Source organism: Myxococcus hansupus, from assembly GCF_000280925.3.
GTDB classification, from domain to species: Bacteria; Myxococcota; Myxococcia; order Myxococcales; family Myxococcaceae; genus Myxococcus; species Myxococcus hansupus.
Genome location: NZ_CP012109.1, coordinates 3,156,916 through 3,172,385 on the forward strand (window position 1 = coordinate 3,156,916; position 15,470 = coordinate 3,172,385).

At 70.2% G+C, this 15,470-nt stretch carries 3 protein-coding genes; all 3 read left to right on the forward strand.

What is annotated here, in order from left to right:
• Positions 1-78: 78 nt before the first annotated feature.
• From A176_RS12480 to A176_RS12490, 3 genes are read left to right on the forward strand one after another with little or no spacing between them, the layout of a single operon-like run.
• Positions 79-2,277 carry a beta-ketoacyl synthase N-terminal-like domain-containing protein gene (locus tag A176_RS12480; protein ID WP_082282729.1) on the forward strand — a complete coding sequence of 733 codons (2,199 nt, stop codon included), beginning with the start codon at positions 79-81 and terminating at the stop codon, positions 2,275-2,277.
• A complete protein-coding gene (locus A176_RS12485; protein ID WP_002638602.1) occupies positions 2,277-6,572 on the forward strand; it encodes a type I polyketide synthase in 4,296 nt (1,431 codons plus the stop codon). The genes A176_RS12480 and A176_RS12485 overlap by 1 nt, the downstream gene beginning before the upstream one ends.
• Complete coding sequence (locus A176_RS12490) at positions 6,569-15,466, forward strand: hybrid non-ribosomal peptide synthetase/type I polyketide synthase (RefSeq protein WP_044889096.1); 8,898 nt, start codon at positions 6,569-6,571, stop codon at positions 15,464-15,466. Before A176_RS12485 ends, A176_RS12490 begins: the two co-directional genes overlap by 4 nt.
• Positions 15,467-15,470 lie beyond the last annotated feature (4 nt).

A 15,470-nucleotide genomic window follows, 5' to 3' on the forward strand; every position in this document is an offset into this window, starting at 1 on the left:
TTTCTGTTGGTCGTGATTGAAGTTCAAACAAGCAATGAGTCTGAGCGGCTTTCCTGCCGTCAGCGGAGCCGTGTCCCGATGTGGTGTGAGCCGATTGCTGTCGTGGGTCTGGGGTTGCGCTTCCCCAAGTCAGACAGCCCCAGTGCGCTTTGGAAACTGCTGTGCGAGGGGGCCGACGCGACGGGGGACATTCCACCCGGACGCTGGCCCATGGAGTCTCTCTTTGACTCCAGCCCAGACCAGCCCGGGAAGATTCGGAATCGCCGTGCGGGCTTGATTGACGGCGTGGACCAGGCGGACCCCACGGCCTTCCGGCTGTCGAAGCGCGAGCTGCGGCAGATGGACCCACAGCATCGGCTGTTGTTCGAGTGCGCGTGGCACGCCTTGGAGGACGCGGGCATTCCCTTCGATGCCGTGCGGGGGAGCCGCACGGGTGTCTTCATGGGGGTCAACTTCAGCGACTTCCAGCGGATGCTGACCAAGGACTGGTCGGCGCTGGATGGCTATGCCGTCCTCGGGACGACGGCGTCCTTCGCCGCCAACCGGCTCTCCTATGCGTTCGACCTGCGCGGGCCCAGCACCGTGTCCAGCGTGGGCTGCGCGTCGTCGACGGTGGCCCTTCACGAGGCCTGCCGCGCCTTGATGCTGGGCGAGGTGGAGCTGGCGCTGGCGGGCGGCGTGGAGCTGATGTTGTCCCCGGACAGCAGCATCATGCTGTCTCAGGCCGGGGTGTTCTCCGAGCAGGGCCAGTGCCGGACCTTGGATGCCAAGGCCGACGGGTACGTGCGCGGCGAGGGCGCGGGCGTGGTGGTGCTCAAGCGCCTGTCGAAGGTCGACGCCAGCGACCGCGTGTACGCCGTGATTCGCGGCAGCGCCGTCAATCACAACGGCCGCAACGAGTGGATCATGGCGCCCAGCGCCGGGGCCCAGGCGGAGGTCATCCGCTCGGCCTGCGAGCACGGCGGCGTGGACCCCGCGAGCCTCGACTACATCGAGCTGCACGGCTCGTCCTTCCTGAAGGGGGACGCCGCCGAGGCGGACGCGATTGGCGAGGCGCTCGGGACGCAGCGGCCGTTCCCGTGCCGGCTGGGCGCCATCAGCAACAACCTGGGCTATCAGGGCGCGGCGGCGGGCATCGCCCAGTTCATCAAGGTGTGCCTGTCCCTGCACCACCGCGTCTTGCCGCCCACGATTCACGTGGACGCGCCGAACCCGCTCATCGACTTCGATGCGCTGGGGCTGCGCATCCAATCGGAGCGGGAGCCCTGGCCCTCGCGTGCGGCGGGTGTTCCTCCCCGGGCGGGCATCGTGTCGACCTCGCTGGGGGGCGCCAACGGCTTCGTGGTGCTCGAGGCAGCGCCGCAAGCCGTGGACGCCGGGAGGGCGGAGGCCTCTGGGCATCTGCTGGTGCTTTCGGCGCTCACGCCGGAGGGGCTTCGCCAACGCGCGCTCCAACTGCGGGACTTCCTTGCCGCGACCCCCGAGTCCTCGCTGGAGGACATCTGCTTCACCGCTGCGTTCAAGCGCCAGCATCACCGGCACCGGGCCGCGGTGGTCGCGGAGGACCTCGCGGGGCTCGTGGAGCGGCTCGGCTTGTTGGCACGGCCCGGGGAATCCTCGGTGCTGGCACAGGCCGGGCAGCCGGAGCAGCGGGTGGAGGCCGCGCGGGCTTTCGTGGCGGGTGGGGCTTTCGACCACGACGCCATGGGGGCGCGTGGCGGCCGTTGCGTGAGCCTTCCGGTCCATCCCTTCCAGCGGCAGCGCCTGTGGCCTGAGTGGCTCTCGCCGGAGGAGGTCTGCCGGTCGCCCACGGAGGCCCGGGCGGACGCCTCCACGGTGCTTCAGGCGGCGGCGCGGGTCGCTGGAGATGCGCGCGAGGTCCCGGCGATTCAGGGGGAGTTTCAGATGCGGGCGTTCCTGCGGGGACAGCTCGCGCAGGTGCTGGAGGTCGAACCCACGACGCTCGACGCGGAGGGGCGGACCTTCTTCGAGCTGGGGTTGAACTCGATTGGCGCCACCCAGTTGAAGGAGCGGCTGGCCCGCGCGCTGGAGCTGACGCTGTCGACGACGCTCCTCTTCGAACTCCCCCGGCTGGAGCCGCTCGCGAAGCGGCTGGTGGCCCTTCAAGAGGCGAAAGGTGCGCGGAAACGCGAGGCCGTGAGCGTGTCCGAGCAGGAGGACACGGGGCTGGTCGAGCGCATTGCCGGGCTGTCCGAGGACGAGGCGCGCGAGCAGATCGCCCGGACGTTGGCCCAACTCAATCTCGAGGTGGCGTGATGAGTCGGAAGGACGAAGCCGTGGCGGAGCTGACGCCTCTTCAGCAGGCGCTGCTGACCATCGAGAAGCTGCAGAAGAAGCTGGCGACGGCCACCCAGGGTGACAGTGAGCCCATCGCCATCATCGGCATGGGCTGCCGGTTTCCGGGGGGCGCGAACAGCCCGGAGACGTTCCACGAACTGCTGTGGGGCGGGGGCGAGGCGCTGTCGGAGATTCCCGCGGACCGTCGCGCCCTTCAGGGGCTCTACGACCCGGACCCCACCAAGCCGGGGAAGCTCGCCATGCGGCGCGCTGGCTTCGTCGACGGCGCCGACCGGTTCGACGCCGAGTTCTTCCACATCTCCCGGCGCGAAGCCGAGGGCATGGACCCGCAGCAGCGCTTCTTCCTGGAGGTGAGCTGGGAGGCCCTGGAGCACGCGGGGATTCCGCCGCGCCAACTGCAGGGGACTCGCACGGGCGTGTTCGCGGGTGTCCACGCGAAGGACTACGCGTTCGTGACGGGGGGCGGACTGGAGAAGGTGGGGACCCACTACTCCACGGGTGTGGACGCCAGCTATGTCGCGGGGCGCCTGTCCTATCTGTTGGGGCTCGAGGGCCCCAGCATGGCCGTGGACACGGCGTGTTCGTCGTCGCTGTCCGCCGTGCACCTGGCGTGTCAGAGCCTGCGGACCGAGGAGTCGACGCTGGCCATCGCCGGTGGCGTGAAGCTCATCCTGGCGCCGCACCTCAGCGTCTTCCTGTCCAAGGCGGGGGCCCTGTCTCCGACCAGCCGCTGCCGCACCTTCGACCGGGAGGCCGACGGCATGGTGCAGGGCGAAGGCTGCGGCGTGGTCGTCCTGAAGCGGCTGCGGGACGCCGTCCGGGATGGCGACCGCATCCTCGCGACCCTTCGCGGTACCGGCATGAACCACGACGGCGCCAGCGGTGGCCTCACGGTTCCGAACGTCCGGGCGCAGGAAGCACTGTACCGGCGCGTTCTCCAACGCGCGGGCATCGACCCGGCCCAGGTGGACTACCTGGAAGCGCATGGGACCGGGACGCGCCTGGGTGACCCGATTGAGCTCGACGGGGTGGCGCGTGTCTACGGTGCGTCGCGGCCGGCGGAGCGCCCGCTGTGGGTGGGCTCCGTCAAACCGAACATCGGACATACCGAAGCCGCCGCGGGCATCGCCGGGCTCATCAAGGCGGTGCTTGTCCTCCAGTCCGGAGAGATTCCGCCGTCCCTCCACTTCGAGCATCCGACCCCGGAGTTCGCGTGGGAGGGCTCGGGCCTCGACGTGCCTCGGGGCCGCACGCCGCTCGCGTCCAAGGACGGTCCGCACCGCGTCGCGGTGAGCTCGTTCGGCATGAGCGGGGTGAACGCGCACGCGCTCGTCGAGTCCTATTCGAATCCCACGGAGGGGGCCGCGACGTCTGGGCACTTCGTGCTCCCGCTGTCGGCGCGGACGGAGCCGGCGTTGCGCGAGCTGGCGGGAGCCTGGGCCCGGCGGCTGTCGTCCCTGATGGACCTCCGGCTGGGAGACGTCTGCTACACGGCCGGGGCCGGGCGTTCCCATCACGCGCATCGCGCCGCGCTGTTGGGCGCCACACCTGAAGCGTTGCGTGCGGCGCTGCTGGCGGTCGCCGAAGGACGCGCCGTTGAAGGCGTCGTTCGCGGGCACGCCAAGGCGGACGTGGACGGCTCCACGGTGCTCGTGTTCGGTGACACGGAGCCCGGCGTGGAGCGGCTCCTGCGCGAACTGCTGGAGCACGCGGCGTTCCGGCGGCACGCGGAGAAGGTGGACGCCACGTTCCGGCAGGTGGCCGGATGGTCCGTCCTGGAACACGTGGCGCGCGGACAGGGGTCGTCGGGCGACGAGACGAAGGCGGGGGTCCTGTTCGTCTACCAGGTGGCTTGGGCCGCGCTGTGGCAGGCGTGCGGCCTGACCGCCGTGGGCGTCGCGGGGGCTGGCATCGGGGCGCTCTCCGCGGCGGTGGTCTCGGGGCTGCTCGCGGAGGAGGACGCCATCCGGCTGAGCCTGCGTCTGCCCTCGACACAGCCTGTTCGTCCTCAGCCCGCGAAGTGCCCGTACTTCTCCTTCGTGGACGCAGCCTGGGTCGAAGCGGGCGCGACGCTGCCCGCGGAGGCTTGGGAGCAGCAGCGGGCCGCCGCGGTGGACCTGCATCGGGTGGCGGAACACCTGAGCTCACGTCGCGTGGCCGCCTTCGTTCTGGCTTCCACTGGGGACGCGGGCCACGAGGCCTTCGAGGCCGAGACTCGGCGCCTGGGCAGCGGCGCGCTCGTGCTTCGCGCCAGCCAGCAGGAGCGCGGCGCCTGGCCGGGGGTGCTGCATATCATCGCGCGCCTCTATGGCAGTGGAGTGCGGGTCCGGTTCGAGGGGCTCCATGTCGGGGCCCGGAAGACGGCGGTGCCGACGTATCCGTGGCAGCGCGAGCGTTTCTGGTGGGATGGGGAACACGCCCCCGCGAAGACGGCGGTCGTCCCTTCGCCCTCGCTTCCGGTGGTGCTCGCGCCGCCGTCCGTGGACGGCCTCTTTTGTGATGTCTCGTGGACCGAACAGGTTGCTCGCGAGGCCCAGGTCCAGGCGGCGGGACACTGGCTCATCGTCACGGAGGCGGCGGACGGTGCGAGCGCTCTTCATGCCGCGTTGGTGAAGGCGGGCGGCACCGTCCGCTTGGCGCGTGCGGACTCCGACCTGGATGCCGTGCTGCGTGAGTCGACGTCGAGTGGGCAGTCGCTCCGAGGCGTCGTCTTCCTGGCGAGCGCGGCACGGTCCGAGGCGCTGGATGGGCTGAGCGCGTCCGTCTTGCGTGAAGTCACAGCGGCGGTGTCGCTCGTGCAAGCCCTGTCGCGGATGGCGGAGCCGCCCCGGCTGGTCCTGGTCACGCAAGGTGCGCAGGCCGCGGATGACGCGGCGGGGCCGGTGGTGCTGTCCGGTGCGCCGCTCTGGGGGCTCGGTCGTGTCATCGCCTACGAGCACCCGGAGCTCGCCTGCAAGCGAATCGATGTCGACCCGTCGTTGCTCCATGCCGTGGTGCCGGAGTTCGTGCGCGCGGGAGGGGCAACTTCGGACGACGACGAAGTGGTCCTCCGGGGCGAGAAGCGGCTGACGCCTTCGTTCACGCAGGACCTCACGCCGAAGCGAGAGGCGGGCGCCTTCCGTCCTCGGGCGGACCGCACGTATCTGATTACAGGAGGCCTGGGGGGGATCGGCCTTCGGCTGGCGTCGTGGCTAGCGGCCCATGGCGCCCGGCACCTCGCCCTGTGCGGCAGGAAGGGGGAGACGGAAGAAGCGCGCCTCGCTCTGGCTCCGCTCCGTGATGCGGGTGTGCGCGTGGCGACGTTCCGCGTCGACGTGAGCCGCGCCGAGCAGGTGGCGGAGATGCTGGAGTCCCTCCGGCGGGGTGGGGCGCCCCTGGGCGGCATCTTCCACAGCGCGGGTGTGCTGGCGGACAGCTCCCTGTTGCAGTGGGCGTCGCGCGACTTCGAGACCGTCATGGGGCCGAAGGTGCAAGGCGCCTGGAACCTCCACGCGCTGGCGACGGACGCCACGCTCGAACAGTTCGTCCTCTTCTCTTCGACCGCGTCGTTGATGGGCTCACCGGGCCAGGCCAGCTACGCAGCGGCGAACGCGTTCCTCGATGCGTTGGCGCAGCTCCGGCGCGCTCGGGGTCTGCCTGCCGTCAGCCTCAACTGGGGAAGCTGGGGCGAAGTCGGAATGGCCGTCGCGGATGCACGGCGAGGCGAGCGGCTCGCGGGGCAGGGCATGTCGCCCATGTCCGTGGACGAAGCCCTGGCGGCCATGGCGCAGGTTCTCGTCGAGAACCCCATCCGCCGGGGAATTGCCCGCTTCGACGCGGAGCGGTGGTGCGCGAGTCATCCCTCCATCGCGACCTCATCCTTGTTCCGCGGTGCCTCCGTGCCCGAAGAGGCCACCGAGGCGGAGTCGGCGCCGCGCAAGCTGCGCGAGGTGCTGCTCTCGCTCGAGGGGAGCGCTCGCCGGGAAGCCTTGGAGATTCGGCTGAAGGAGATGGTCAGCGAGGTCGGAAAGATTCCGGCCGCGAAGCTGTCACCCTCCGACTCGTTCGACGCGCTGGGGTTCGACTCCATCATGGCGCTCGAACTTCGCGACCTGGTGCTGGGCGAGCTCGACGTGAGCATGCCCCTCAAGAGTTTCGTCGATGATCGTTCCATCGAGCAGGTGACGGTTGAGCTTCTCGAGAAGCTCGCGGTCGCCAGTGTGCTCAGCGCTGCCCCTTCGGAGCGCGGTGAATCCAAGCGGGTCCTGCTATGACATTGAGTGAGCTTCTTCAGGCCCTGGCTGGGCACGGCATCAAGCTGTCCGTGGATGGGGACCGCCTGGCCGTGGAATCTCCCACGGGGGAGATTCCGGGCGCGCTGCGCGAGCAGCTCGTGGCGAACAAGGCCGCGTTGCTGGCCCTGCTGGCCGAGCAGCGCGTTCCGCAGGCGGAGACGCTGCCGCAAATCACGCCTCAGCCCGAGGCGCGGCACGAGCCGTTCCCGATGACGGAGATTCAGCAGGCCTACAGCGTGGGTCGGCAGGCCGAACTCGAGATGAACGCGGCGATGCACGCGTACAACGAGATTGACTGCCACGCGCTCGACCTGGGTCGCCTCGAGGAGGCGTGGAACCTGCTCATCGCTCGTCACGAGATGCTCCGCGTCGTGGCGCTCCCCGGGTTCCAGCAGCGAATCCTCCCCAGCGTCCCGTACTACGAGGTGCCGGTGGAGGACCTGCGAGGCCGCGGCCAGGAGGAGACGGACGCCCGCTTCGCGGCGATTCGTGAGCGGTTGTCCCAACAGGTGCTGGCGCTCGACCAGTGGCCGCTGTTCGAGCTGCGGGTGTGCCTGCTCGACGGTGGCCGGTCGCGGCTCTTCATGAGCATCGATGGCACCTTCATCGATGGCTACAGCTTCCAGATTCTGTATCGGGAGCTGGTCCACTTCTACAAGCACCTGGGCGGTGCCCCGGCGCTGCCTCGGCTGGACCTCTCGTTCCGGGACTACGCGCTCGCGGTTCAGCATGCGCGCGGCGCCCGTTACGCGCGTTCGCTGGCGTACTGGCGTTCGCGGCTGCCCAACCTCCCACCCGCGCCGGACCTCCCTCTGGAGCGCGACCCCAGCTCGCTCCGGCGTCCCCGCTTCGGCCGCGTCTTCGAGCGGCTGAACGCCGACATCTGGCAACCCCTGAAGCAGCGGGCGCGCGCACGCAAGTTGACGGAGCCTGAGCTCCTGCTGGCGGCCTACGCGGAGGTGATGGCGCGCTGGAGCCGCAGCCCGCGCTTCACGCTCAACGTGCCGCACTTCAACCGGCTGCCGCTCCATCCGCAGGTGAATGAGATTGCCGGCACCTTCGCCAGCTTCACGCTGATCGAGGTGGACCACCGGCCGGAGCGCAGCTTCACCGAGCGGGCGCTGGCCATTCGAGACCAGCTCTTCCTCGCGTTGGAGCACCGCGACGTCAGCGGCGTCGAGCTGTTGCGCGAGCTGTTCCGGGCACAGGGCCGAATCTCCGGCGCCATCATGCCGGTGGTGATGACGAGCTTCGCGTCTCACTCCAAGAGCAAGGACTCCCACTGGGTGGACTTCCTGGCGGAGGAGTTCGGCGAGCTCATCGAGGCGCTGACGCAGACGCCGCAGGTGTGGATCGACCTCCAGATTGTCTACCAGCGCGGCGGCGTCTTCCTGAACTGGGACGTGGCGGAGGAGCTGTTCCCGTCCGGCATGATCGACGACATGTTCTCCAGCTTCTGCGCGCTGCTGCGGCGCCTGGCGGAGGATGACGCGGCCTGGGACTCGCAAGGGCTGGACACGCGGCCCGCCCGGCAGGTCGAGCTGCTTGCCCGCGTCAACGACACCGCCCGCCCGTTGAGCGGGGAGCTGCTGCACACGGGCTTCTTCCGGAACGCCGTGGCGCGCCCGGACGCCCTGGCGCTGGCTTCGTCGAGCGGCACGTTGAGCTACGGAGAGCTGTCCAATCGCTCCAGCCGGCTGGGCCACGCGCTGCGTGAGCGCGGCGCCGCGCCCAACCGCATCGTCGCGGTGGTGATGGAGAAGGGCTGGGAGCAGGTCGTGGCGGCGCTGGGCGTCCTCGCCTCGGGCGCGGCCTACCTGCCCATCGACGCCGGACTGCCCCACGAGCGCCGGGTCTTCATGATGAAGAACGGCGGCGCGGACCTGGCGGTGACGCAGCCGAAGTTCGCGACCGAGGCCTGGCCGGAAGGCGTCCAGGTGCTGGTCGTCACGCCGGAGTCCTTCCGGGAGTACAGCGATACGCCGCTGGCGCCCGTGCAGCGTCCCGAGGACCTCGCGCACATCCTCTACACCTCCGGCTCCACGGGGCAGCCCAACGGGGCCATGTTGTCCCACGCGGGGATGCTCAACGGGGTGGAGTGGACGAACCGGACCTTCGGCGTGGGTCCGGATGACCGCGTCATCGCGCTGAGCGCGCTCCACCACGACTTCTCCGTCTACGACATCTTCGGGACGCTGAGCGCGGGCGCCGCCATCGTGATGCCGGACGCGGCGTCGCGGCGCGACCCCTCGCACTGGGCCGACCTGATGTCCCGTCACGGCGTGAGCATCTGGAGCACCGTGCCGGCGATGATGGAGATGCTGCTGACGTACCTCGAAGGCAGCAACGCCCGCATGTCGTGCCCGCTGCGACTGGTGATGCTGGGCGGCGACTGGCTCCCTGTCACCATGCCCGCGCGGCTGCGCGCGAAGTTCGGTGGCGTGAGGCTGATGAGCGTCGGTGGGCCCACCGAGACGTCCCTCTGGAACATCTCGCACCCCGTGGTCGAGGCGGATGAGCGCCGCCGCAGCATCCCGTACGGCAAGCCCATCTCGAACACGAAGTACTACGTGCTGGACGAGCACCTGGACGAGCGTCCCCTCTGGGTGCCCGGAGAGCTGTGCTGCGCGGGTGTGGGCGTGGCCCAGGGCTACGTCGGCGCGGGCGCGGGCTCCAAGAAGTTCACCGTGCATCCGCGCACGGGGGAGCGCCTCTACCGGACGGGGGACCTCGGGCGCTACCTGCCGGATGGCACCATCGAGTTCCTCGGCCGCGTGGACTTCCAGCTCTCCATCCGGGGGCAGCGCATCGAGCCAGGGGAGATTGAAGCGGCGCTGCTCCAGGAGCCGAGCATTAGCGCCGCGGTGGTGAGCGCGGTGGGCGAGCATCACGAGAAGCGGCTCGTCGCCTATGTCATCCCCTCGGATTTGAAGCGGGGCGTCGACACGCGACACGTTCGCGAGTTCCTGTCGCGCAAGCTGCCCGAGCACCTCGTGCCCGCGACGTATGTCGTGCTGGAGGCGCTGCCGCTGACCCGGAACGCCAAGGTGGACCGTCGCTCGTTGCCGCACCCCGACCAGGTGGCGCAGCCGGCCCGGAGCGAGGAGCGCAAGCCGGCGGCAACCGCCACGAGTGGCCGGGAGGCCCAGGCGCTTCAGCAGTCGCTCGCGAGGACCGTGGCCGAGGTGCTCGGCATTCCCGACGTCCACCCGGATCGGAACTTCTTCGAGCTGGGCGCCAACTCGGTGCACCTCATCAAGTTGAGCCTCCAGCTCAAGGAGAAGCTGGGGGTTTCGATTCCCGTCACGGACCTGTTCGGCAAGCCGACCATCAAGTCGCTCGCGGCGAAGCTGGCCTCCTCGGGGGCGGAGTCGATGCCGGTGGCGGCGCCCATGCCCGCGCCTCGGGAGGAGACGCCGCGCGCCGAGGACACGCAGGACATCGCCATCATCGGGATGAGCTGCCGTCTTCCGGGCGCTGCGTCCCCCAGCGAGTTCTGGCGGAACCTGATGGAGGGCGTCGAGTCGGTGGAGTCCTTCACCGATGACGAGCTGCTGGCCGCGGGCGTGAGCCCGGAGGCCTTCCGGGACCCGGGGTACGTGCGTGCGTCCGCGGTGATGGACGGCTTCGACCTGTTCGACGCGGAGTTCTTCTCGCTCACGCCGCGAGAGGCCCGGGCGTTGGACCCGCAGCAGCGGGTGTTCCTCGAATGCGCCTGGGAGGCGCTGGAGGACGCGGGCTATCCACCGTCCGGACGGAAGGAGCTCGTCGGCGTGTATGCCGGCAAGAGCGTCAGTCACTACCGCTACCCGTATCCGGACCTGACCCGGCCGCTGGGGTTCTTCCAGGACCTGATGGCACAGGACAAGGACTTCCTGGCCACGCAGGTCTCCTACAAGCTCGACCTGCGCGGGCCCAGCATCAACCTCCAGACGGCCTGCTCGACGTCGCTGGTGGCGGTGTCCGCGGCGTGCGCGGCGCTGCTCGATGGAAGCTGCGACCTGGCGCTCGCGGGCGGCATCGCCATCAAGGTGCCGCACCGGGTGGGGTACTCGTTCGAAGAGGGCAGCGTCTTCTCGCGTGACGGCCACTGCCGACCCTTCGATGCCAAGGCCAACGGCACCATTCCGGGCAGCGGCGCGGGCATCGTCGTCCTCAAGCGCTTGAGTCAGGCGCTCGCGGACGGTGACCGGGTGCTCGCGGTCATCAAGGGCTCCGCCATCAACAACGACGGCCACCGGAAGGTGGGCTTCATGGCGCCCGGTGTCGACGGGCAGACGGACGTGGTCCGGCGCGCGCACGAGCACGCGAAGGTGGATCCGCGGTCCATCTCCTACGTGGAGGCCCACGGCACGGGGACGGCGATTGGTGACCCCATTGAAGTCGCGGCGCTGACCGAGGCCTTTGGCGGTCAGGTCCAGGCGCAGTCATGCGGCATCGGCTCGGTGAAGGGCAATATCGGTCACCTCGACAGCGCGGCGGGAATCGCGGGCCTCATCAAGGTCGTCATGGCGCTCCAGCACCGCACGCTGCCGCCCACGCTCCACTACGAGACGCCGAATCCGCGGCTGGAGCTTCACCGGACGCCGTTCTACGTGGTCGACAAGGCCCGGCCTTGGAGCGTGGCGAACGGTGCGTTGCGCGCGGGCCTCAGCTCGTTCGGCATCGGTGGAACCAACGCGCACATGGTGCTGGAGGAGGCGCCCCGGCAGGTGACGGTCGAGGCGAGCACCGGACTGCCGGACCGCTCCCGTCATGTCCTGACGTTGTCTGCTCGAAACCCGGAGGCCCTGCGAGCGCTGGCGGGCCGGTACCAGGAGGTGCTCCAAGGTTCTGGGGTCTCGCTCGCGGACGTGTGCTTCTCCGCGAACACGGGCCGCGTGGCGTTCGACCATCGGCTCGCGGTGGTGGGCGCGGACGCGGCTCAAGTGGCGGAGGCCCTGGGGGCGGAGGAGCATCCCTTGCTCGCCAAGGGGACCGCCGACGCGAAGCAGGTGCTGAAGGTCGCGTTCCTGTTCTCTGGCCAGGGCTCGCAGTACGTCGGCGCCGCGCGTGAGCTCTACCAGACGCATCCAGGCTTCCGCCGGCGCATCGATGCGTTCGACCAGCTCCTGCGTGCGTACTGGGACCGCTCTCTCATCTCCGTGCTCTACGCGGAGCCCGGGCAGCCGTCGCCCATCGACGAGCTCGACTATGCCCAGCCGGTGGTCTTCATCCTGGAGTACGCGCTGGCCGAGCTCTGGATGTCGTGGGGCATCCAGCCGGATGTGTTGCTGGGCCACAGCACGGGCGAGCTCGCCGCGGCCTGCATCGCGGGCGTCTTCAGCGTGGAGGACGGGCTGAAGCTGGCGGTGCACCGGGGCCGGTTGATTCAGCAGCTCCCCGAGGGCCGCAACATCGCCGTCGCCGCCGCCGAGCCCGAGCTGCGGGCCTTCCTGTCGGAGGGCGGATGGGCCAGCTCCATCGCGGCCGTCAACGGGCCGGACAACGTCGTCATCTCGGGCATCCCCGCCGAAATCGACGAGATTGCCCAGGCGCTGGATGCGCGTGGCTACAAGGTCAAGCGCCTGAACATTCCGCGCGCGGCCCACTCGGTGATGATGGAGGCCATCCTGCCGGAGTTCCGCGCGGTCGCCGCGACGCTCCGTTACTCGCCGCCGACGATTCCGATGGTCTCCGGCATGACGGGCGAGCTCATCACCGAGGAGCTGTGCTCGCCGGACTACTGGTGCAGTCAGCTCCGCAACCCGGTGCAGTTCGCCAAGGGCGTGGAGTCGCTCTACCGCGACGGGATGCGCGTCTTCGTCGAAGTGGGGCCCAAGGCGACCCTGCTGGGGATGGCGGCGCGCTCCGTGCCCGAGGGCATGGGGACGTGGCTGCCCAGCCTGCGCGCGGATGACGGCGGCTGGCGGCAGATGCTGGAGAGCCTGTCCGCGCTGTATGTGCGTGGCGCTTCGGTGGACTGGGCCGCGGTCGATGCCGGCTTCGCGCGCCGGAAGGTGCAGGTGCCGACCTATGCCTTCCAGCGGCAGCGCTATTGGGAAGACGGGGCGGGGCTCCAGCGCCCCCAGGGCCGCGCTGCCTCCCGGTCGGAGCACCCGCTCCTGGGCGCGCGCGTGCCCTTGTCGGTGCTCGAAGCGGGCGAGCTGTTGTTCGAGGCGGTGCTCGGGCCCTCCTCGCTGGGCTTCCTCGGGCAGCACCGTGTCTTCGGGACGCCCACGCTCCCGGCGACGGCCTACGTGGAGATGGCCCTGGCCGCGGGTTCGCGGCTGCTCGGCACGCGTGCGCTCGAGCTGAAGGACCTGGCCATCCTCAACGCGATGGCCTTCCCCAAGGACGCCGAGCGCAAGGTGCAGTGCGCGGTGCGGCGCGAGGGCCCAGGGCAGGCCACGCTGCGCATCTTCAGCCGCGCGGGCGACGATACGGACACCGCGTGGGACCTGCATGCGACCGCGAGCGTTTCGACGCTGGGGGCGCAGCCCTTGGCGGCGCAGGACCTCGACGAGGTGCTCAAGTCACTGACGGTGTCGCTCCCGGTCGAGGACTACTACCGCCGGGCCCAGAGCGCGGGTGTCGATTTCGGCCCGGAGTTCCAGGGCATCACCGAGCTGCGGCAACACGGGGAGCAGGTGCTGGCACGCATCGAGACGCCGGCCGGGCTCAGCGGGGGCAGCGCCTACTTCGCGCACCCCGCGCTGTTGGACGCCTGCCTCCAGGTGGTGGGCGGCGCGTATCCGGACATGGATGGTTCGGAGCTCTACGTGCCGGTGCACATCGACCGCCTCGCGCTGCTGGGCAGCGTGGACGACGGCGTGTGGAGCCATGCGGTGGTGCGGCCGCTCGATGCCTCCAAGAAGCGCCTGCGCGCGGACGTCAGCATCTTTGGCGGGGACGGCACGCCGCGCGCCTGGGTGTATGGGTTGGAGCTGCAGCGGACGAGCAAGGAGGCCCTCCGCGCGGCGGTCGCAACGTCCCTGGACGAGTGGCTCTACGCGCGTCAGTGGGACGCGCTGGCGCTGGAGGGCCACCAGGGGAGCGCGAGCGGTCCGTGTCTGGTGCTGTCGGACCGGGCCGGGGTCGGAGACGCGCTCGCGCGGACGCTGGCCCGCGAGGGCAGGCCGTGTGTCGTCGCCTTTCAGGGCACGGGGCTCCGGCAGGTGGATGCGCGGACCTTCGAGGTGCCGACCGAGCCCGAGGCGCTCGCGGAGGCCCTGCGGAGCCTGCCACTCCCGGTGGACCTGTCCGACGTCATCCTGCTGTGGGGTGTCGACAGTCCCGACGTCGAGACGTTGGACGCGGAGGGGCTGGGACAGGCGGCGCGGGTGGGCGGCGGTGCCGCGCTGGGGCTGCTCCAGTTCCTCCTGAACCGGGGGTACGCCGGCGCGGTGTGGCTGGTGTCCCGTGGCGCGCAGCCCGTGACGCCTGGCGCCACCTTGCCGGGGCTCGCACAGTCGTTGCTGTGGGGTATGGCGCGGCCCCTGGCCATCGAGGCGTCCGAGCTGGACTGCCGATGTGTCGACCTGGATCCCCAAGGCGCGCCGGAGGCCCAGGCGGAGCTGCTGGCACGGGAGCTTCGTGCGCGCACGGAGGTCGCCGACAACCAGGTGGCCTTCCGGGATGGACGCTATGTCGCTCGGCTGCGGAGGGTGGAGTCGCGGAAGGTCGCGGCGGCGCCTTCGGTGCGAAGCGATGCCCTGCGGGCGGACCGCACCTATCTGGTGGCGGGTGGCCTGGGGCGTCTGGGTTTGCTGACGGCGGAGTTGCTGGCGAGCCGCGGCGCGCGCAGCCTGGTGTTGACGGGCCGGGGCCCCGGGAGCGCGCACGCCGCGGATCGAATCGAGCGTCTGCGTCAGCAGGGTGTTCGCGTCGACTACCATCAGGTCGACATCGCGGACACCGAGTCCGTGGCGGCGCTGCTGCGCGAGGTGGCGCGGGACATGGCGCCCCTGGGGGGCGTGTTCCACTCGGCGGGCGTGCTCGATGACGGCGTCCTGCGGCAACAGCGCTGGGAGCGGTTCGACACGGTGCTGCGGCCCAAGATGCGCGGTGCGTGGAACCTGCACCGCCTGACGGCGGACCTGCCGCTGGACCACTTCGTGATGTTCTCGTCGGTGGCCTCGCTGGTCGGCTCCGCCGGACAGTCCAACCACTGCGCGGCGAACGCCTTCGAGGACGCGTTGGCGCACCACCGGCGCGCGCGCGGGCTGCCGGGCCTGAGCATCAACTGGGGCATCTGGGCGGGCGACGCCGGCGCCCAGGTCTCGGTCCGTGAGGAGGCCCGTACGCCAGGGTTCGGCGTTCTCCCGAAGGAGCAGGGCCTGCGCGCGCTGGAGCTGCTGCTCGCGTCGTCCCTCCCGCAGGTGGGCGTGGCCGCTATCGACTGGGCTGTGTTCGGCGCGGGCAGGCCGTCGCCCTATGACGCCGAGCTGCGCTCGAAGGTGGCGAGCACGAAGCCCGCGGAGCGCGCGGCGTTCCTGGAGACGCTCCGGTCGGCGCCCATCCCGCGTCGTCGGCAACTGGTGATGGACTACGTGCGCGACCAGGTGGCCTGGATGCGTGGCGTGGGCTCCAGCGCGTCCATCGACCCGGCGCGTGGCTTCCATGAGCTCGGCATCGACTCGCTGGCGGCGCTGCAACTGAAGAACCGTCTCCAGAGCGGCCTGGGCGTGCCGTTGCCGGCGACGCTCGTCTTCAACTACCCCACGGCCGAGAAGCTCGCGGTGCATCTGATGGAGGCGTTCATCCCCGTGGAGTTCACGGAGGAGGCCCGCGTGGAGCCTCCGTCGGAGCGCCCCGCGGAGAGCGCACTCGATGGCCTGGCGGAAGCGAACCTCGCGCACCTGCTCTCCGAGCAGTTGTCGAAGATGAACTAGGACG